Origin of the sequence: Cloacibacterium rupense, assembly GCF_014645495.1 — a bacterium.
Taxonomy (GTDB): domain Bacteria; phylum Bacteroidota; class Bacteroidia; order Flavobacteriales; family Weeksellaceae; genus Cloacibacterium; species Cloacibacterium rupense.
The window spans coordinates 347806-369288 of record NZ_BMLV01000001.1; the positions used below are offsets into that span (position 1 = coordinate 347806).

18 protein-coding genes are annotated in these 21483 nt (G+C 31.0%); 1 reads left to right on the forward strand and 17 read right to left on the reverse strand.

Annotation, left to right across the window (positions count from 1 at the left end; all coding sequences use genetic code 11):
• The first annotated feature begins 31 nt into the window (after positions 1–31).
• Positions 32–1474: a tetratricopeptide repeat protein gene (locus IEW40_RS01580; RefSeq protein WP_188616321.1), complete on the forward strand. Its 1443-nt coding sequence runs from the start codon at positions 32–34 to the stop codon at positions 1472–1474.
• Positions 1475–1894: 420 nt separating this feature from the next.
• Here the strand turns inward: IEW40_RS01580 and IEW40_RS01585 are convergent, their stop codons facing one another.
• The 17 genes from IEW40_RS01585 to IEW40_RS01665 all read right to left on the reverse strand — a co-directional run bounded on the left by IEW40_RS01585 (position 1895) and on the right by IEW40_RS01665 (position 20955).
• Positions 1895–2749, reverse strand: coding sequence for a nucleoside phosphorylase (locus tag IEW40_RS01585; protein WP_188616322.1), 855 nt, complete (start codon positions 2747–2749; stop codon positions 1895–1897).
• Positions 2750–3046: 297 nt separating this feature from the next.
• Positions 3047–3370, reverse strand: coding sequence for a translation initiation factor (locus IEW40_RS01590; RefSeq protein ID WP_188616323.1), 324 nt, complete (start codon positions 3368–3370; stop codon positions 3047–3049).
• 15 nt (positions 3371–3385) lie between these two features.
• Complete coding sequence (locus IEW40_RS01595; RefSeq protein ID WP_229663347.1) at positions 3386–4102, reverse strand: polysaccharide biosynthesis/export family protein; 717 nt, start codon at positions 4100–4102, stop codon at positions 3386–3388.
• Positions 4103–4246: 144 nt separating this feature from the next.
• Positions 4247–4993 (reverse strand): WecB/TagA/CpsF family glycosyltransferase, encoded by a 747-nt coding sequence (locus IEW40_RS01600; protein ID WP_188616325.1) that lies wholly within the window; start codon positions 4991–4993, stop codon positions 4247–4249.
• Positions 4994–5018: 25 nt separating this feature from the next.
• On the reverse strand, positions 5019–6173 hold the full coding sequence (locus IEW40_RS01605) for a hypothetical protein (protein WP_188616326.1): 1155 nt from the start codon (positions 6171–6173) through the stop codon (positions 5019–5021).
• Positions 6174–6194: 21 nt separating this feature from the next.
• A complete protein-coding gene (locus tag IEW40_RS01610) occupies positions 6195–7229 on the reverse strand; it encodes a glycosyltransferase family 4 protein (RefSeq protein WP_229663349.1) in 1035 nt (344 codons plus the stop codon).
• 66 nt (positions 7230–7295) lie between these two features.
• On the reverse strand, positions 7296–8195 hold the full coding sequence (locus IEW40_RS01615) for a glycosyltransferase family protein (protein WP_188616328.1): 900 nt from the start codon (positions 8193–8195) through the stop codon (positions 7296–7298).
• Positions 8196–8198: 3 nt separating this feature from the next.
• Positions 8199–9026 (reverse strand): glycosyltransferase family 2 protein, encoded by an 828-nt coding sequence (locus tag IEW40_RS01620; RefSeq protein WP_188616329.1) that lies wholly within the window; start codon positions 9024–9026, stop codon positions 8199–8201.
• Positions 9027–9635: an acyltransferase gene (locus IEW40_RS01625; protein WP_188616330.1), complete on the reverse strand. Its 609-nt coding sequence runs from the start codon at positions 9633–9635 to the stop codon at positions 9027–9029.
• Positions 9628–10860 (reverse strand): glycosyltransferase family 4 protein, encoded by a 1233-nt coding sequence (locus tag IEW40_RS01630; RefSeq protein WP_188616331.1) that lies wholly within the window; start codon positions 10858–10860, stop codon positions 9628–9630. The genes IEW40_RS01625 and IEW40_RS01630 overlap by 8 nt, the downstream gene beginning before the upstream one ends.
• Positions 10861–10864: 4 nt before the next feature.
• The gene (locus IEW40_RS01635; protein WP_188616332.1) at positions 10865–12106 is read right to left on the reverse strand and encodes a hypothetical protein; all 1242 of its coding nucleotides are present in this window, start codon (positions 12104–12106) and stop codon (positions 10865–10867) included.
• Between the two features lie 7 nt (positions 12107–12113).
• Positions 12114–12932, reverse strand: a complete 819-nt coding sequence (locus IEW40_RS01640; RefSeq protein WP_188616333.1) for an alpha-1,2-fucosyltransferase — start codon at positions 12930–12932, stop codon at positions 12114–12116.
• Positions 12933–14474, reverse strand: a complete 1542-nt coding sequence (locus IEW40_RS01645; RefSeq protein ID WP_229663350.1) for a lipopolysaccharide biosynthesis protein — start codon at positions 14472–14474, stop codon at positions 12933–12935.
• A gap of 76 nt (positions 14475–14550) precedes the next feature.
• The gene (gmd, locus tag IEW40_RS01650) at positions 14551–15663 is read right to left on the reverse strand and encodes a GDP-mannose 4,6-dehydratase (protein WP_188616334.1); all 1113 of its coding nucleotides are present in this window, start codon (positions 15661–15663) and stop codon (positions 14551–14553) included.
• Between the two features lie 362 nt (positions 15664–16025).
• On the reverse strand, positions 16026–16979 hold the full coding sequence (locus IEW40_RS01655) for a GDP-L-fucose synthase family protein (RefSeq protein WP_188616335.1): 954 nt from the start codon (positions 16977–16979) through the stop codon (positions 16026–16028).
• A gap of 204 nt (positions 16980–17183) precedes the next feature.
• A complete protein-coding gene (locus IEW40_RS01660; protein WP_188616336.1) occupies positions 17184–19556 on the reverse strand; it encodes a GumC family protein in 2373 nt (790 codons plus the stop codon).
• A 4-nt stretch (positions 19557–19560) separates the two neighbouring features.
• The gene (locus IEW40_RS01665; RefSeq protein WP_188616337.1) at positions 19561–20955 is read right to left on the reverse strand and encodes an undecaprenyl-phosphate glucose phosphotransferase; all 1395 of its coding nucleotides are present in this window, start codon (positions 20953–20955) and stop codon (positions 19561–19563) included.
• Positions 20956–21483 lie beyond the last annotated feature (528 nt).

Sequence of the window (21483 nt, forward strand, 5' to 3'; positions counted from 1 at the left end):
CACAGATGAAATTTAAGAAAATTGGGATGAAATGAAGAAATATGTATTGTTTTTCTTAGTGTTTACTGCGTTTGTTTTTGGGCAAAAAACAGATTCTTTGGTGTCCAAAATAATTGCTAATCAATCACTTATGAAAAGTGATATGGAAAAAGGCTTTCAAGAATTATTAACTTTAGAGAAAAAAGCCAAACAAAGCAAAAATTACAACGCAGAGCTAGAAGTGCTTAACAATAAAGCCTTTTATTATTTTACCAAAGCAGATTACAACAAAGCATATCAAATAGCACAAAGATTAGAAAAAGAAGCAGTATCTTCTAAAAACAAAAGATTAGAAGCTATTGCTATGAATAGATTGGGCATCACCTTAAATTTTTTGGAAATGTATGAAGATGCCGAAAAAAAATTATTGAGCGCACAAAATTTTATTTTATCTAATGATTTCCACGATAAAAACCTCATTTTAGCCAATAATTACCAATTCCTTTCTGATTTATATACCCATACTGAGAAATTTGACAAAGCCATTAATTACATCAAAAAAACAATCCCTGAGTATGATAAAATCAAAAATCCAATAGAAAAAAAGAACCAAAAATCCAAAGGATTTAGCAATATAGGTTTACAATATCTTTCTATTGATTTAGATTCTGCCGCTTTTTATTTTCAAAAATCATTGAACCTACAAGAAAAAATTCAAGTAAAAAACTATAATGTAGGCAATTATGTAGGACTAGGAGAGGTATATAACAGGAAAGGGCAATATAATAAATCAATAGAATTTCTGAAAAAAGCCGAAGAATTAAACAATCAAGTGCAAGACAGTTACTACATGACTTCTATCTATGATTTGCTTCAAGATTCTTATAAAAAAATTGGTAATGAGAAAGAGCATAACAAATACAAGTTATTATTCTTAGAAAATTTACAAGAAGAAAATATTGAGAAACTCAATGGGGTAAATACAATCGCAAAAGAAGCTAAAAAAGTTTCAGAAATCGCCGAAAACGAAAATAAAAGCAAGACCAAAGTAGCTGTTTTTTCTTTTTTAATAGCTTTATTATCAGTAGGTTTCCTTTTTTATTTCATTAGAAACTTTAAAAGAAAAAAGCTTGAGAAAGAAGAAATTCAAAGAACGCTAGTTCAAAAAGAGAAAGAGCTTGTGAATTTAGAAGGGAAGGTAAGTGACCTATTAGATGAAGTGATTTCTTTAGCCAAATCCAACAATGCTAACTTTTATTCTAGATTTCTAGATTTATATCCAGATTTTGAAAAAAAATTATTAGAAATAAATCCGAAAATGACCAATTCTGAATTGCAATTTTGTGCGCTTCTGAAACTTAATTTTTCATCAAAAGAAATTGCCAATTACACTTTTATTTCGGTAAGAACGGCGCAAAATAAAAAATACAGAGTACGTTCTAAACTTAATATCCCTAATGAATTAGATACTTATGTGTTTTTCAATAATTTGTAATGCTTTGATTATCATTGCTTTAAAACATAGAGTAGGTGATGAGTAGCTTGTTTTTCGTTTGATTTTAATGAATTTTATCATATTTGCACTGCAAAAACACAACACAAGGAAAACACAAATGATGAAATAAAACCAGTCGAGAGATTGACTGGTTTTATTTTAAAAAAAAATCCAAAAAATTCATTTCAAATTAAACTCAATGAAAAAGGTGAAAGTCAACTGACTTCCACCTTTTTCTGCTATATAAGTATAATAATTATTTTGCGCTTTGCATTAAAAAACCTCCATCATACCACTACATTCTTACAACTTCACGACTTTACAACTTCACAATTTCACGATTTCACAACTTTACAACTTTACAACTTCACAATTTCACAACTTCACGACTTAACCTAAGAACACAACGTGTGTAAAATCTTATTGAATCACCCTTTCCAACACCCATTCAATCATTTTCTTTTCAGAAGCGTGGTGGTCAGCCGCAAATTCTCCACGTCTTCTATTGGCAATGACATTGTTGATGGTAATGGCTTTATGCCCAAGAAGTTTAGACAGGCCATAAATGGCAGAAGTTTCCATTTCGAAGTTGGTAACTCCCAAATCATTCAAAACTTCTAAAAATTGCTCATCTGTTGATTTTAAACGCAATTGTCGGCCTTGTGGCGCATAAAACCCTGGGAAGGTTGCCGTATTGCCCACATATTTGGCATCTTTAAAGTATTCGTATTGCGAGGCAGTCCATTCAGAAAAATAGAGTAGAGGTTTTATCTTTTCGTAAGGAAATTTTTCTAAGAAATTTCTAGAAAATTCATTCTCAAATTCATAGTCTACATAAAAATGCAAGAGTCCATCTAATCCTACCACATTCTCAGAAACCAACATATTATCTACCTCAACATCAGGATTTACACTACCGCAAGTTCCTAGTCTGAACAGTTGTAAAGCGGTATGTTCTGTTTTAAATTCTTTTTTTGCTAAATCGATATTCACCAGAGCATCCAGCTCATTCATGACAATATCTATATTCTCTGTACCAATTCCAGTAGACATTACGGTAATTCTTTCACCTCGTAGCATACCGGTGTGAGTATAGAATTCTCTTTTGTTTTTTTTGACTTCTATCTTATCAAAATATTGAGATACTTTCGGTACTCTGTCTGGGTCACCTACGAGTAAAATTTTCTCAGCAATATCTTCAGGTTTTAGATTCAGGTGATAAACGCTCCCATCTTGGTTCAATACCAATTCCGAAGCAGCAAGTTGATTGAGCATAACTTTTATTTTTTTAAAAAAGGGTAGTAAATTTACTGACTTTTTCCGAATAAAGAAACTATTTCTTAAAATAAAATTCATTTTATCCCAATCTCATCTTCCATCACCCATCAATCATCCATCATCTCAACAACCCACTCCAAAAAAAGGAAGATTTTACTTCCTTTAGGACCGAGGCAAATAAAATCTTCCTATTTTTCTCCCATCTTCCATCACCCATCATTCACGCTTCACCATTTATAAATCATCACCCATCCATCATCTATCATCTATCATCTATCATCTATCATCCATCACCTAACCCCCAACTCTCTTAGTCCTAAAACCCATTTCCTGAAGAATTTTCATAATCTTATCACGATTATCTCCTTGTATGATGATAATTCCATCTTTTTCGCTGCCTCCAATGCCTAGAGTAGTCTTTATCTTTTTAGAAATGTTTTTAAGTTCTTCTTCGCTACCTTCAAAGCCTTCTATTAACGTTACGGGTTTGCCATTTCTTCCTTTCTTCTCAAACTTACAAATAAGAGGAGATTTTTGCTCAGATTGTTCTTCTGGCATTTCGAAGTCTTGTTCTTCGTGGTCCGGGAAAAGGTTTTTTAATTGGTCTCTTAAGTCCATTGAAAAATAAATATATTATTTGAATACCAAAGCCAAAATGGTAACAACAATAGAAGCCACAGAGATATAGATACCTGCGTTAGGGTCTAGTCTAGAGGTTTTAGTTACCGTAGGGTTTCCACTTACAAAAATGACATCGTTTTGCTTAATTTGATAAAAAGGAGAGTTGATAAAATCTGCTTTTGTCAAGTCGATTCTGGTTTTAGTAATTTGTCCATTTTCATTTCTTACCACCAATACATTATCTCTTTCACCATATTTAGTCAAATCTCCTGCCAATCCCAGTGCGGTCAATAGGGTAGCTTGCCCATCGGGAACGGTATACGTAGCAGGTCGATTCACTTGTCCGAGTACAGTCACCTTAAAATTGATGATATTGATATTGACAATAGGGTTTACTACATATTTCTTCATTCGATTTTGTAGATATTGGGCAAACTCTTCTTTAGTTTTGTTAGTGGTATCCAATAATCCTAGGATAGGGAAATTAATGGTTCCGTCTTCTTTTACCACATAAGTAGGATTTTGCGAAACATTAACTCTATTGATGTTCTGTGAACCATTTATCATATTATAATTCGGACTATCAGAATTGCTGATGTTTTGATTAAAAGGGGCTACCACTTCCATATCGTCTGCAGAAATCATTATGCTCAATTGATCGCCTGGTTGTAGGGTAGAAGCAGCACTTTTAATGGAAGCTTCCGTAGCCAACTCATCTATATTTTTCATGTAATTCAGCTCTTGTTTGGGAGCACATGAATCGAGAATTAGCAATGAGACAAAAAGAAAGAATAAGGTTGAAAATAGATTTTTCATTTGAAAAATTTTTGTTTTTTTGTTATAAAGATTGTTTTACTTGGTAAATTTAAGAATTTATGCTTTTATACCGAATTTTTGTTTCAAAAGTAGATAAATAAATTTACTGTTGGTATACGCATATCGTTTGAATAATCGCTTAGGCTCTTGTATAAATCGATAAAACCACTCTAAACTCAATTCTTGCATCCATTTTGGAGCTCTTTTTTGTTCTCCTATTAACACAGGAAGCGCGCCACCTATTCCAATCATACAAGCGTTAATCTTGCCTTTCATAGAAGACATCCACTTTTCTTGTTTCGGACAGCCCAAGGCTACAAATACAATTTGTGCGCCAGTTCTATGGATGTCAGAGATAATTTGTAGTTCCTCTTCCTCGGTTAGAGCTCTAAAGGGGGGACTATAAAAACCTACAGCATCCAATTGTGGATATTCCTTTTTTACATAAGCTTCTGTAGCGCGTTGGGTGGCTTCAGAACCTCCATAGAAATAGACTTTTAATCCTTGTTGCTCACTGGCAGCTAACAAATCGGGTAACAAATCCATGCCAGCTACTCTGTCTTGTTCTATGCCATAGAGCCATTTGATTCCTTTTGCCAGCGGCATACCATCTGGAGTAACCATATCTGCTGAATTCACAATATCTCGAAATTCGGGGTTGTCGTAGGCCTCTATACACATATGTACATTGGCGACACAAATATAGGATGATATGTTATGCTTACTTAAATAGATGATATTCTCTAACATATTATCATAATTTTTTACTGTTATGTTTAGAGATAAAATCCTTTTATATTCCATACCATTATATTTCAATTAATTAAAATTATTTTTTTGAGATCATCATTTCATAGAGATTAATAGATCCATCAGAAGGTTTACTTTGATACATCCAAAACTTCAAGATTTTACTGTTTTGCTCTTTAATAAAAAAAGTAGATTTATAAGAATCATTAATTATAGGTTTTTCTATAACATCAAAATTTTTTCCATCATTAGAATATGCAAGGTATAGGGTGTCACCATAATTTACATCAGAATTTCCAATATTTAAAAGCATAAGGTAATAGTTACTAGAAGAATATATTACTTCTAGATGCCAGGGATCTCTATTATTACCCCAGGGTCTATTTTTAAAATTACAAATATTTTCTTTACTGTAACTTTCATAATCTCTATCAAAACTATCACTCTTTCTCAATGAGACAAATCTTTTTGTTTGATTTCCGTAGCCTTCCTCTATCTTGCATGCATTGGTTGAAGAAATAACATCATATACCAACCATTTATTATTCACATTTAGAAATGAAGGAGATAAAATTTGAGAATTTTCATTTGCTCCGTTTGAATTCGAGGAATAAACTAAATTTTTATCTGTCCAATGCAATCCATCAGAAGATGTTCTAGAAACCACAAAACGAGTATAAGTCTTATTATCGTTCAAATAATTTTTCTCAAAAAAATTGCCTCTATAATAAAGTATTAACTGATTATTTTGAAATAGTAAATTAACATCACTCCAATATGAGTTTATTGCATTACATGATGGTCTATCTATTGGACCGCTTGTAATGTCTTTCCAATCAATTCCATCATTTGAGCCAAAAATATGAGGATTTTCGTATTGCGAAGGATTTTTTTCTAAATCTATTTTTCCAAAATATGGAGTCATAGACATCCAATATTTATAGCCATTAAAACCAGTGGGAATATATACTATTGATGGGTGAGCAATACCAGAATTGATAATAGGAACTCTTTTAGCATCATCTAAATTATTAGAGCTACTTCTTCCTATAGCGGTTGTATTAAATTCAACATTAGATTTTACTAATGTTAATTTTATGTTTAATTGATTATCAAATGATGAAAATTCTGTGCCGTTATCAATAATAGGTATATTATTATCATTGTCTTCTCTATAACTACTACATTGAGTAAAAAATATTGTAAGGATAATAAAAAGTATTACTTTTTTCATATTTCATTGTGTTTCGTTATTCTATGTTTTTTGAATAATATTCATTAAATTGATTTCAAATTTATCTAAAATATATTTATTTAAGAATTTTATTCTTCCTTTTTTTCCCATTTCCATGGATGTTTTTGGATTTAAAATTAATTTTTCAATTGCTAAGGATAATTCTAAAAAATCTTTTTGGGGTACAATGATTCCATTTTCTCCATCATATACAATATCAGGAATACCACCTTCAGAAGATGATATTATGGGCAATGAGAATTGCATGGCTTCCAATAATACCAATGGAAAACAATCTTGATAAGTAGGAAATATAAACAAGTTAGCATTCTTATAAATATATTCCTTTTCTTTTCCATATTTTTTTCCTAAATACTTTACATGTTTAGAAAGATTTAATGCTGTAACTTTTTTTTCAAATTCTTCTTTGCTGATATCTCCTTCTCCTCCTACAAAAATTGCTTCAAATTTTAAATCTCTATTTTTTAAAATTTCTAAGGCAGATAGCAATATATATACTCCCTTACTTTCTATTAAATTAGATAAAAATAATATTTGAGGAATTTCATTTTTTCTTTCTAAATCTTCACTTTTTAATTCTTTGATTTCTGGCACACCATTCGGACAAATTCTTATCTGCTCTTGTGATACAAAATTTTCTATATCATCATATAGATACTGAGAAAGCAAAATGACTTTAGTGTTTCTAAAAACCTTTTGATAAAGCCAATGATTAATTGGGCTTTCTGATGCTTTCTTTACCCCTTTATTATGCAGATGATAGATGATATTAATACGAAATAATTTGATTAAAAACACCAAAACACAATCTCTATAAAATGCAAATCCTGTGGTAGTGAGTGCAAAATAAACTTGTTGGGGACGATGAATTATGATTTCTTTGATCAAGTTCAAAATTAGACCAATCATGCCTAACAATTTGCCAACAGAAATTTTACCAGATTCATCTACTGATTTTGACGCAAGTAAATTCAGGTATCTAGCATTGAAATTATTATTGATAATTTTACTTTCCTTAATCCATTGTCCTACCATAGAAGAACCGTGAACTGGGGGAGGCAAGTGTAGCAAAAACAATACCCTTTTCATGTTATTATAGTTTTAAAAGCCGATAAAATATCGAAAACGTGAGTAAATTCTAATGGGGATACTGTGATAATAATAACACATTTTGTCAATTTCAGCAGTATTAGTAATTGGTTTTTTTAAATTAAAATCAGTTCTTATTCCATCATCTAAAATAGTTTTAAAACGTGAATATTGATGTTTAGTATTACTACCATCTGCATTGAAACCTATGTTTTGAACCAATGAATCATAAGGAAATATTGAATTTTTTTTTTGTTTAAATTGTGAATAACAAAACCGAATAGCCCAAGACTTCCCTTTTCCTTCTTTTACAGAACGAAGCATGCTGTATAAATCGCTTCCATTTACATTAAAAGCTCTTTGTATCTTTTTATTATTCTTAATATTTTCCCAATCTTTTACTTCCCAATCTATAGTTTCCCATCGATCTTTCCAAGTAGCCCATCCCCATGATGAAGAACGACCGTGGGCATAGACATCATGTAGCTCATTTTTATCTTTTTTTATTTTAAGACCAAATCCACATATTGAGATGATTTGCTTTTCTTCTTCATAAAAATCTAAACACTGATTCATATAATTCAAAAAATTAGGGGTTGTAACTAGATCATCTTCAAGAACTATTACTTTTCCGTGTTTATTGATGATTTCAGTAACTCCAGAAATTATAGAATCTGCCAAGCCTTTATTGTGAATTGATTCCTTGATTTCTATAGAAGCAAACCCGTCAATATTTTTCAAATATTGTCTCAATTCTGTTACTTTTAAATAGTCAGACTCATTTTTATAGCCATCAGAAAAAATAATCAGATGGCTCTTCTTTGCTAAAAAATTGAGTTGTAGAGCTTCAATCGTTTTTTTTGTGGCTTCTAGTCTGTTGTATGTAAATAATACGATAGGGGCTAAATTCATAATTTATTTGTTCCAAATTAATGGAAAGATTACTCTTAAATGATTGGTGAAATAATGAAATAGGGCTACTAACAAGCCTTTATGTCTTTTTTCAAAAATAAAAAATTCTTCTGGATTGTGTCCTGTAGGGGTTCTAAACGCTTTCCATCTTTTTAAAAAAGTTTGTTTGGGATTGCACCATGTTGAAAGGCTTTCGTGCAAATCACATTTTCCTAAAATATCAGGTGCAATGTAACTACTAACTCCAAGTTGACCAGCCCTTAGACCATAATCAAAATCACCCAAAGCATGTCGAAATACATAATCATTGGTTCCAACAACCTTATAAACTTCATGAGGAATTAATACAATATTTCCATTGAAATATTCACAAAATAAAAGTTCTTTTGAAGGAGTTAATAAACCTGCATTTTTTGTTCTTCCTCCGTAAGTAATTATTTGATTATTATGGGTAGAAACTGTCGTTCCTACAACAATAGATTGATTATTTTTTAATTCAGAAGAATAGAGTAGAACTGATAATGCATTTTCTCTTAACGTGGTATCATCATTCAGCCAAAGATAATAATCATAATTTCGGTTGGATAAGGCAGCTTTCCAAGCTTTATGCATGCCTCGATTCCAATACAAACTTCCATCTCCTTGTATGATTTTGACATCAGGGTATTGTTCTCTTATTGCTTCTGCTGTGCCATCTATAGACCCATCATCCGTCAAATAAACCTCAAATCCATATCCTTCCGGCAATATCTGTTCATATAATTTTGAAAGACAATGCATTGTTTTGTCTTTTCTATTATGTACAGTGAGTAATACAGCGATTGTTTTCATTTATATTTTTCTTATAAATTTAGCAGGATTACCAGCCCATATTTCATTGGCAGGTATAGATTTTGCAACCACAGACCCAGCTCCAATGATAGAATTCTCTCCAATGGTTACTCCTTTTAAAATAATACTATATGCGCCAATAAAAACATAATCTTTTATAATAACCGGAGCTTTAATTTTATGCTTTACATCTTCATCACTGCTACGTATTTTTGAATCTAATGAATGAAAATCAGTGTCATATATTTTTACACCTCCACCTATTTTCACATGATTTCCTATGCTTATTTTTTCATGACAAATAATTGCCGCTTGAGATATTCCTACGTGATTTCCTATAGTAAGTTCAGCATTTCTATCCACAAAAAAAGTACATTGATCATAACAACCTATAGGATTTCCTTTGATGCCATTATTCATAGAAAAATGATTCCCAATAACCATATTTCCTCCTCTGGCAACCATAATATAAGGATGTCCAGTAGTTTTAAAATCTTGATACTTTACCCTATTGCCTTTTAATACAATTAAAGTAATTAAATAGTCAATATAATATAGAAAAAATCTAGAGATTTTTTGAAAACCTTTATATAGATAAAAATTAATCATTTCTTAAAATATCTTTATAAATAGAGTATAATTCTTTTGCATTATTTTTTTTGTCATGTCTTTTCTCTGCTGCTGCTTTTGCTTGGATTGAAAGAGTTTGACTAATTTCTTCATTATCAAAAATTTGACAAATTCTATAAGCCAATAATTCTGTTTCTTCAAATCGATACAAAAAGCCAGTTTCACCATCAGAAATCATATCCATACTACCTCCTACATAAGAAGCTACAGTCGGCACACCCAATAATTGGGCCTCACCAACAGAATTTGGACTATTTTCAATTGCAGATGGGCAGACAAAAACATGGGCTTTTAAATATTGCTTAACCATCTGTTTTTCGTCAAGCATTCCAACAAAAATAACGTTTTCTTCTAAATTTAATTGGCTAATTTTTTTTTGAACATAACGTGCAAAACCATTTCTTTTTAATTTTGAAACATTTAAAAAATTATTACCAGCAATATATATTTTTACATTAGGGTATTTTCTTTTCACCAAAGGTAATGCTTCAAGAATTTGCTGTAATCCTTTAATAGGATAATGTGCTTGACTTAAAAATAAGGTGTGTTTTTCACAATTTTTAATATTCCAAGTTTCATCATAAAAAGAATCTCTCAATGTTTCATTACAAAAATAGTATTTAGAATCAGGATTGATTGCCCAAACATGAGAAGCATCCCAATTGGTTCGTCCTATAACATATTTAATTTTTGAAAGTAGTTCTACCTCTTTTTTTCCACGGGCAAACATTCTTTTTTTTTGGAAATAGAGACTATCATTTCTAAGTAAATCTCTTAAAGTCGGCATCAAGTTTCTTTTTGAAATACCCCCATAATAATATTTTGAGTAGACACTTACCAAACCTTGTATGGAAACGACCACATTATTATTTCCACATGCATTCACATAAGATAGTGAATGTGGATATTCACTACCGTGGATATGAGTCAAGTCTGGTGAAAAATCATCTTTTATAATTTTAAAATAATGATTTAGTGTTTCTTCTTTATTTGGTATTAAATAATATTTAATATTATTAACAGTTAATTCTTTTAAATCTTTACCAGAATAAATTGCAGCAACCGCAAGTTCAATATCATGTTCGCTATGTGCAATTAGATTTTTTGCGCCTGCTTGCATCCACCCCCCAACAAATGGGATAGGAAGATTCAATGCTCTACATGCATCAGGAAAAATAATGTTAGAAATCCAAAGTACTTTCATCTTGTTATATTTTTGGTAAAGAGGATTTTATCCATCCAATAAATTCTTGATTATTCATTTTTCTAAATTGCTCTGAAAATCCCATAGCAATAAACATCCATAAAGAAATATTGGCAATGTCAAATCGGTTGATATCTTCAATCCATCCATATAAAAAGTGAAAAGATATAAAAACACCAATCAACTTAAGAAATATACTATTTGATTGATAGAGTGCAAGATAAGAACTCTTTAAATAAATAAAACAATACAAAAGCATACCGATAATACCTAACCAAGTAAATACATTAGGAAAACAAACTTCATTATTATGCCTTTCAAATTTGTTTATTTTTAAATCTTCGGCTATGGCTTCACCAAAATAAACGGAGTCATTTCCTCTAGCTGGGGTTCTTCCAAAGACCACATAATTGTTTTTTATAGCAGATTCAATGACTTCAACATAAATAAATGTTCTAGTGTCCGTGGAAACTTCCAAAGATTTTTTCTCAGATAGTTTTTTACTAGATATACTTTGTTCTGCAATTGCAGAAAAATCTTCAAAAATATTAAATACACCACTTAGCCCAAGACCAATTAATACTATCGGCAATAGATACAAAAACCAGTGGGTGATTTTTAATATTTTAACACTTAGATACTTCCCAAAAAAGTAAGCTAAACTCATCAAAATAGCTACAACAGCTTTTATAATTTGGCTTCTAGCCCCAAAATCTGAAATTATCATTAAAATTATTAGAACCATAAAAATGATTTTCCACTTTTTATCCAAAATTGGGAAAAAACATGCGATTGCTAGTACTGGCCCAAGATAAAAATGATAGGCATCCTCACTGATTGTCCAAAATATCCAAATAATAAATAATAGTAAGGCATACCTAAACCAAAACTTTAAAACCAATTGTAAAACTTTAGGTTGATTAAAAATATAAACAAAAACAGGAAGAGATAATATAAAGCTGCCATCTATAAGTTGTTTCCATTCCCAATAATTTTCAGCAATAAACATTCCTCTAATAATACCAATAATTAACCAAATGAAATAGATACTTATAATAATGTAGTCTTTCTTGTTGCTTGGTCTAAAGAATTTATTTTTAAAAATTAAAATAATAATGATAATAGAAAAATTTATAATCCATTTCAGAGTAGTGTTGCCTAAGGGGATAGTACTCCAATAATCAATAGAAAATAAACTATTGAGTAATATTAAAAATGGTAAAATAAATTTAATTGTTAATTTCATATTGTATTTAAAACCAGATAGTTTTGATATCAATAAAAGAATCCTCAAAAACTTCTTTTTCAATATCTTTGATAAAATATAATGGCCTATTATAGTATAATGAAGCCCATGCAGAGTATGTAGACTGTGGGCCACATATATAATCGCATCTACTCAATCCAATTAAATCTCTTAAAGCATCTGAATTAGTTAATTTGACAATTTCATGTTTTTCAAAAATACGATAATCTATTTTTTCATTTGAAGCGATAAAAAATTTCACATTTTTATCAGAAAATGCTTTTCTAATTTTAGTCATAAAATCATTGTATTGCTCTAACGAATAAAAATATTTTCCGTTTTCAAAAGTACGATAATCTCCTCGTCTTATATGAATACCAATTAATAATTCATCTTTAATTTGATTCTCAAATTGACCAATCACTTCTTTATTATATGAGGTATTAGGTGAAATAATCTCCAAAATAGTATTTAAATGTTTAAATTTAAATTTACTTTTTTCACATGCTACATCAGAAATAATATATTGAATTCCTGGTAAAATATTCAATAATAAACTTGCAATCTTAAGAGATATTTTATTTTTAAATATTGTATTTACAATTTTAGAGTAATTTTCATAACCAAAAAGATTAACTAAAAATTTTGGATAAAGTGGAAATGACACATACTTTGATGAGTACAATCGATTAAATTCATTTAAATTAAAATCAGGTAGCCAAAATGAAAATCGTTCATTATTCTCTATGCAATCAGCCAAATAATTTGAAATAATCCAAAATTGATTGCACATCTGCCCAGTTGCATGTATAATTTTTTTAGCCATCTATATTGTCAATTTATTTTTTAATCGATAAATAAAATTATTGATCAGGTCTTTAATTTTTTTACGTTCTTCAATTCGTAATCCATACAGATAAACTGAAAAAATATACGAAATAATAGAAACAAATATGGTCATTATGATTTTAAGCAATTTCTCTTCAATGTTTAAATAAACTAATAATGGGAAGAGAAAAGATATTACTCCTACGATTGAAATTGGTTTTAAGACATTTTTAAAAATTTCATCAAAATTACTATCACATTTTTCTTTATAAAATAGCAGTGTTATTAATGTTTTCAAAAACATTGAAAAAATAAATGCAACATAAATATATTCAGGTCCAAATTTTAATGTAAATAATAAAAAACCCAATCCAAGAGGCATTAAATTAAAAAAGCTAGTATAAATTTGGAATTTTCTAATATTTCCTTTTGCGTATATTGCTGTATTAAAAGGAGAAAAAGGATGTTCTATTAAATCTCTAATAAGCAATAACCTTCCAAATATCACTGCATATAAGGGAACATTGGTGAGCCATAATGCAAATATTTCTTCCATTAAAATAAAAAAAGGAACATAAAGAACTAGGCGCAAATAAAAAATGAATTTACTGCCTGTAAAGACAGCCAATTTCATCATTTCATTATTACCGGCTCCCTCTTGCTTAGTAATAACAGGGCTCAATGCTTTCATTAGAACAGCCGAAAAAACCCCAAGTTGACCAGAAATTTGATTCGCAATTCCTTGTGAAGCATTTACGATGGTTCCAAAAAAATAGTTCATTACGATACCTTGTCCATATTGTGAGGCCATACTGGTGCTAGAACCTAATAAATTCCATCCCGCAAATCCTGTCATTTCTTTCATTAGAGCCTTATCCCAATATTTCTTAGGCGAGATGACACATTCCTCATAATTCCGATGGGTATAAATTCTCATAATACTTAGGGTAATCAATGGGATACACGCCATCAAGATTCCATACAAAACCAATTTGTCTCCTGCATAATAGATAATGAAAATGGCAACACCTAGTTTTAATAAAGATTCTATAATACCTACAATAGAGTAGTAGAGCATATTTTCTCTAGCATTCAGTACGGCGTCATAGGGCACACTCATTACGGTAAACATAGTAGAAACTATTAAACTCCCATAGACCACTTTTGCAGCATATATCCTTTCAGGCGCAATATTTAGTATACCATTAAAGAAAAAATAGCCAACAATAACTAAAGCAATGCCTAATAAAAAACTTATGCCCAGATGTAATAAAAAACTAATATTAAAAATTTTTTTTAGCTTTTCCTCATCGCCTTCACCTTTACTATATGACATAAACCTTTGGGTAGCACCTGCCATGGCGGCATTTAGAAAACCCAGCATAGCAATAGCACCCCCAACTAGGTTAAAAATTCCAAAATCTGAGGCTCCTAAACTATTCAGTATAAGACGGGTGGTATACAAAGAGATAAACATTGTTATCCCCATCTTCGCATACAAAAAGCCAGTATTTTTTATAATTCTTTTAGATGTAGACACTTATTGTTGTATTTAAATAGATAACTTATTCTTCTTTTTTAAGAAGAAGAATAAGTTTTTTGACAGTCGAATGAGATTATCCTACGATATGCTCCAATTGTCCATTATAATTGTTCTTTACAAGTGCTAAATCAGATTGTACCATTTCAGAACACAAGGCAGCGACATCATATTGAGGCTCCCAACCTAATTTTGTTTTGGATTTGGTAGGGTCACCAATCAGTAAATCTACCTCAGTAGGGCGGTAGTATTTAGGGTCTACTCGTACGATTACTTTTCCTATTTCTAGTTGATATAAAGGATTATTACATGCAACAACTTTTGCAACTTCGTTTTCTGCTTCTCCTTCAAAAGAGAGTTCTATTCCCACTTCTGCAAATGACATTCTCACAAAATCTCGGATAGAGGTGGTCACACCTGTAGCAATTACATAATCCTCAGCGACATCTTGTTGCAAAATTCTCCACATAGCCTCTACATAATCTTTAGCATGCCCCCAATCTCTCAAAGCATTAAGGTTTCCTAAATACAAACATTCTTGTTTCCCCAGAGCTATGGCTGCAGTTGCCATCGTAATTTTTCTAGTTACAAAAGTTTCTCCTCGTCTAGGGGATTCATGGTTAAATAAAATGCCATTACAAGCATACATATTATAGGCTTCTCTATAATTTTTAGTAATCCAAAAACCATAGATTTTAGCTACTCCATAAGGCGAACGAGGATAAAAAGGGGAGTTCTCATCATAAAAACCAGCTGCATTTTTGTTTTCTTCTAATCCTCCATACAACTCCGAAGTTGAAGCTTGGTAAATTCTTGTTTTTTTCTCTAATCCTAAAATTCTTACCGCTTCTAGAATTCTCAATGTTCCTAGACCATCTACATTCCCTACATATTCTGGAGAATCGAAAGATACTTTTACATGTGACATAGCCCCAAGATTATAGATTTCATCAGGCTGCACCTCTTGAATAATTCGAATCAAATTGGTAGAATCAGTCAAATCTCCATAGTGCAATTTAAAATGAACATGCTTCTCATGTTGGTCTATATAGAGATGGTCTATTCTTTGGGTATTAAATGAGGATGCTCTTCTTTTGATACCGTGTACCAAATATCCCTTTTCTAACAATAGCTCTGCCAAATAAGACCCATCCTGACCTGTAATTCCCGTAATTAATGCTACTTTCATAGTGTTATTTTATTTTTTATAATATAATTATGATAAAAATACTCCTAAAATATTTTTAGAGCCTATTTGATTTTTACAAAATAAAATAGGCTACGCTCTATTAATCTAATTTTTAAAAATATTTTTCTAATAAATTTTTAATGAATGCTAATGCTCCTGATTAGTTTAAAATTTATCCCAAAAAAATCAGCAAAATCAGCAAAATCAGTGAGATAATTCTATTACCTATCCAATTTTAAACTCTTTAAATCATCGATATTTGATAATTTTTTTCTAATAAATTTTTAATGAAAACTAATGCTCCTGATTAGTTTAAAATTTATCCCAAAAAATCTGCAAAATCAGCGAGATAATTCTATTACCTATCCAATCTTAACCTCTTTAAAATTTTCAATATTGTCTAAAAACCATCCATAGGTTTTTTGAATTCCTTCTTCCAGTTGTACTTGATGTTTCCATCCCAAAGCATGCATTTTTGAAATATCCATCAATTTTCTTGGGGTACCATCGGGCTTACTACGATCCCATATAATTTCTCCAGTATGTCCTACCACCTTTTGTATCGTTTCTGCCAATTCTTTTATCGTTAAATCTTCTCCGGTTCCTACATTATATAAATGCTCTGGCAATACGTTTTCTAACGCAAATATAACCGACCTAGCCATATCATCTACAAACAAAAATTCTCGCATAGGAGTGCCACTTCCCCATAGGGTTACGGCCGTTTGCCCTTGCTCCTTAGCTTCATGAAATTTTCTAATCATCGCAGGAAGAACATGCGATGTAGTCAAATCAAAATTGTCGTGAGTCCCATATAAATTGGTAGGCATCAAGCTTACATAATCTTTTCCATACTGCTTTCTAATAGATTCACAAGCTTTGATTCCTGTGATTTTGGCTACTGCATACCATTCATTGGTAGGTTCCAACGGTCCGGTCAATAAATAATCCTCCTTTAGTGGTTGCGGGGCGATCTTAGGATAGATACACGAAGAACCTAAAAAAATAAATTTTTCTACACCGCCTCGCAAAGATGCATCAATCAGGTTATTTTGTATCATCATATTATCCATCAAAAACTGATAAGGATAACTATTGTTGGCCAAAATCCCTCCTACACGGGCAGCGGCATCTATCACGACCTCAGGTTTCTCAGTTTCAAAAAATTCATTGACAGAGGCTTGGTCTTTTAAATCGAGTTCTTTACTGCTTCTTCCGACAAGATTGTCATAACCCGCAGCTTCTAATTGTCTCCATATAGCAGACCCTACCATTCCTTTATGACCTGCAATATATATTTTAACCGATTTCTTCATTGATTTGTTGGTATTTTTAATAAAATATTTATTTTATAATTAATTTGATTGACTTAAAAATTGTCTTTAAATTCTTTATACTAAATTTTTGTACTTTAATAACTGTTTAATTTTGAGTTGGCTAAGCAAATCACCTTTGCGTTCTTAAAAATTCTACACAAAGAATAGAAAAAAAACATTGCGCTCATAGCGTTTAAAAATCATCTACACCCCAAACCATTTCTTCCAAATAGATTTTTTCTCATCTACTTTATCATAATAACCATACTGACTATAGTAATTGCTGTTATAATGATCGTATTTCTCAGGTTTAAAATCATTGACAATCAAATTCATTTTTGGCATTTTCTCCTGCTGGTACATCTCATTCAATAATTCTATCTGTCTCTTCTCTGTATAACTTATCCTTGTAACAAACAAGGTCATATCCACATATTTACCGATAATATTGGCATCGGTAACAATCACTGGTGGACAATCCACTATGATGATGTCAAATTTTTTCTTGACCTCGTCAAATAATTGTTCAGTTTCCTTGGTCATCAATAACTCTGATGGATTTGGAGGGATACTTCCCCCCGGTAAAACCCAAAGGTTGCTGAAGCCTTCTACGGAATGAATGGCTTCATCTACACTGATATCTCCAATAATACATTCAGAAAATCCTTTCTTTCTTTGCATTCCCAATTCTTTCGAGAGCTGTGGCTTCCTTAAATCTAAACCGATAATCAAAATTTTACTACCTATATTGGCGGCCATAGACGCAGCAAGATTCATAGAGGTAAAGGTTTTTCCTTCACCAGGGATAGAAGAGGTTACCATCACCGTAAAGGCTTCATTCTTATGCTGATAAAAATGAAGATTGGTTCTTAAAATCCTAAATTGTTCAGCAAGTGGACTTCTAGGATTATCCTTAACTTCAAAATTACTAGGCGATTCTTGATGGATAATCTCTCCAATAATAGGCATTTGGGTTCTTTCCAAAATGTCATTTTTGGTTTCTATTTTAATATTGAAAATTTGTTTGATGTAATAAACCATAAGAGGAACTACAATTCCTAGCAATAAACCCACAAGAAGAATAAGTTTTTTCTTAGGAGCAATGGGCTCATCCAAAACCCTTGCATAATCCACCACCCTTATATTAGATAGAGTAGAAGACCTTCCGATGGCGGTTTCTTCTCTCTTTTTCAATAAAAATAGATACAACTCTTGTTTGATGGCCTGCTGTCTGCTAATATCTAAAAATTGCCTTTCTTGCTCTGGGATTTTTTTAATCAATCCCATATTTTGATTGGCTTCATTCCTCAGATTACTTGCCACAATAGCATAAGAATTTTTAGTATTTCGAATGCTATTCAGCAATTCATTTTTAACCGATGAAATCTGATTATTGAGATTAATAATAATGGGGTTTTCTGAAGTAGCATTCTGAGAGAGCTTATCCTTTTGTACAATCAGTCCATTATAAGTATTAATGAGATTAGACAGCGAAATATCTTGAGTCAATAAACTACTTGGGATAATATGAGCTTTGTTATTTTTAAGATAATTCTCCAATGAAGTCACTACGCTCAACTGAATCTCAGATTGAATGAGATTTTGATTGTTTTCCTTTGTTGACTCGAGTAAAACTTTGGCCTGTTCCGAAATATCTGTAACATTGTTTTTTTGCTTAAAATTTTGTACCGCCCTTTCTACATCATTCAATTCTGTGGTAACCTCTGCCAATCTATCCTTAATAAACATCATCGTGCTGTCATTGATGCTATTATTATCTTTTAGGTTTTCAGAAATATACGTGTTGATAAGTTTATCGATAACCTGTTTTCCAAGCTCTGGATTTTTGGTATCCATCGACAGATTGATAATACTTGTTTGCTTTTTGGGCAATTCTGCACTGATGGCTTTAATATAAGACTCTGTCGTAACAGAAGGTTTTACGACGTTCAGCACCCATTCCTCATTTTTAATCTTAGAAACAACTCTTGGTCTGAAAACTACCTCTCCAAAAGGTACTTTTACCACATGATTCCATTGAAATGGGATTACACTTTCATCTACTTGCAAACTTGGATGGGTTAATGAGGAGTTAAACTTATACTCATGCTTGGTTTTAAATGAATCGTTGTTTAAAGTGATAATTTCTGTATCCCAAGGCATTTCCATTACACTCTTGGTCTCTGAACCAATCACATCATCTTTGGTGTAGGAAATATTTAACTTCAAGTCATTCACCACTTTATCTACAATAGAGTAGGTGGTGATAATTTCCAACTCATTATCCACAGAATTTGAACCAGACATCAAACCCAAGCTTTGAAGCATATCAGTTCCTTGGCCTATACCTCCCATTTTAGAATCATTTTCCTTGATGAGCAACTTGGCTTTTACTTGGTAGACTGGTTTAGTGAATTTTAAATAGAAATACGAACCTGCCAATCCAATCAAAGAACATAATATAATCCAAGGCAATAGCCTCTTTATAGTCAATAAAATTTTCACAAAATCAATAGAATCAGAATCTTCTAACCATTCTAATTCTTCTTTGTATGTGCTATTTTTGCTTCTACTCATAATCTTAGTATGCTTGTTTATCTCCCTTTATTACATTAACTACCGTTAAAAATATAATTTTAAAATCTAAAAACAATGACCAATTTTGGATATACCAAATGTCTTTTTCTATCCTATTATGCATATCTTCATCGGTATAGATTTCTCCTCTAGCTCCCATTACTTGTGCCCATCCAGTAATTCCAGGTTTTATAAAATGGCGCACCATGTATTGATCAAGTATTTTAGAATATTTCTTGGTTTGCTCTACCATATGTGGCCTAGGGCCTACCACAGACATATTACCAATAAAAACATTAATAAATTGTGGAAGTTCATCTAGACTGGTTTTTCTCAGAAAAGAACCTATTTTGGTGACTCTTTCATCATTTTTAGTAGCCATTTTTCGGTGGGCTTCTCTATTCAAACGCATACTCCTAAATTTTAGACAATGAAAGGTTTGGTTTTTTAGCCCAGAACGTTCTTGTGTGAAAAACACAGGCCCTCTACTCTCTAATTTAATCAATAATGCAATGATAGGGGTTAGCCATGATAAGATAAATATGATGACAAAACTAGAAAATAAAATATCAAATGTTCTCTTAATCAATTGATTTTCATAATTATCCAATGGCTCAGGCATGGATTTGATAATAGGAATCCCATGCTGCATGTTGAGCGAATTCACGTTATAAGACAAATGCTTAAAATCAGGAATCAAATATGTTCTTATCATTTTCTTATTCGCAATGAGTAGGATTTCATTACACGTTTTTTCGTCTATACCATCATCACACAATACAATATTGTCTATTTTCTTGGAAATCAAATCGTCAAAAAGTAAATCGAGATTGCCAATATAATAATGCTCATCTTCGCTTTCATCAATGGTATAATATCCTTTGATGCCCATACTTTCACTAATTTCAGGATTTGACAAAATAAAATCAGTGAAATTGTTTTTGCCTATCAATACGGTATTGATAGACTTACTAATGCGTTTTCTTAATCTTTTTCTTAGGGTAAACATCAATATCCTTACCAGATAAAAATAAATAGATACCGATAAAATAAATGTCAAGAAAAATTTGAAGAATATTTTCAAATGATGAAAATTAAAAAAGAAGGCCCTATAAAAAATAAAACTAGATAGACCAAATAATACTATGGCTATGGTTATATTCCTAAAATGCGCAGTAGAATCTCTTTCCATTAATCCTTTATAAATCGAACTATACCCTGATGACAAAAACCATAAGGCATTAATCATCAATATAGAATAGAAATAATGAATCTTTCTCAATGAACCTATCTCATTTTCAAAGTAATGAAAACTAAGATAGACGCATAGTATGTTGATAATAAAGTAATCTGCAATTAGAAATAAAATATTAATCTTCTTTATGAAAATGGTTGGCATTAATAATTTTTATTTTTACAAATATATCGTTATTTAGAGAAATAGACAAGAAATTAAACATTTACATACTTATGGTTTGCATTTTAATTATTCTTCTATTCTGAATAATAAGATTTTACTAACTAATTTTTTTTTAAAAAAAATTCATCAAATTTTAGAGGACTTAACATAATTTTTTTATTTTCTTGTTTTTTTTGAAATATTTTTTTTGCACTTTTTTTAGTTTTTAAATTTTAAGTCAGTTTTTTCACCCAGATTTTTATAAAAATAGGATTGCCATAATTTCGATTAGTTTCACCTAGTAAAAGGAGGTGTTAAGAAATTGCTTCTTTTTTTTTTCAAAGTAATTTAAACGTTCTATTGGAACGTAAGGGGGTGGAATAATAGTCGTACACATTGCGATAAAATGTCTATTTCAAAAATTAATTTTAGAGCCTGTTTAAATTTTATTACAATTATTTTTATAACTATTTTAAGAAGGGTTTTTTGCTTTTTAATTGCAGATTTATCGGGATAAATCAAAAATAA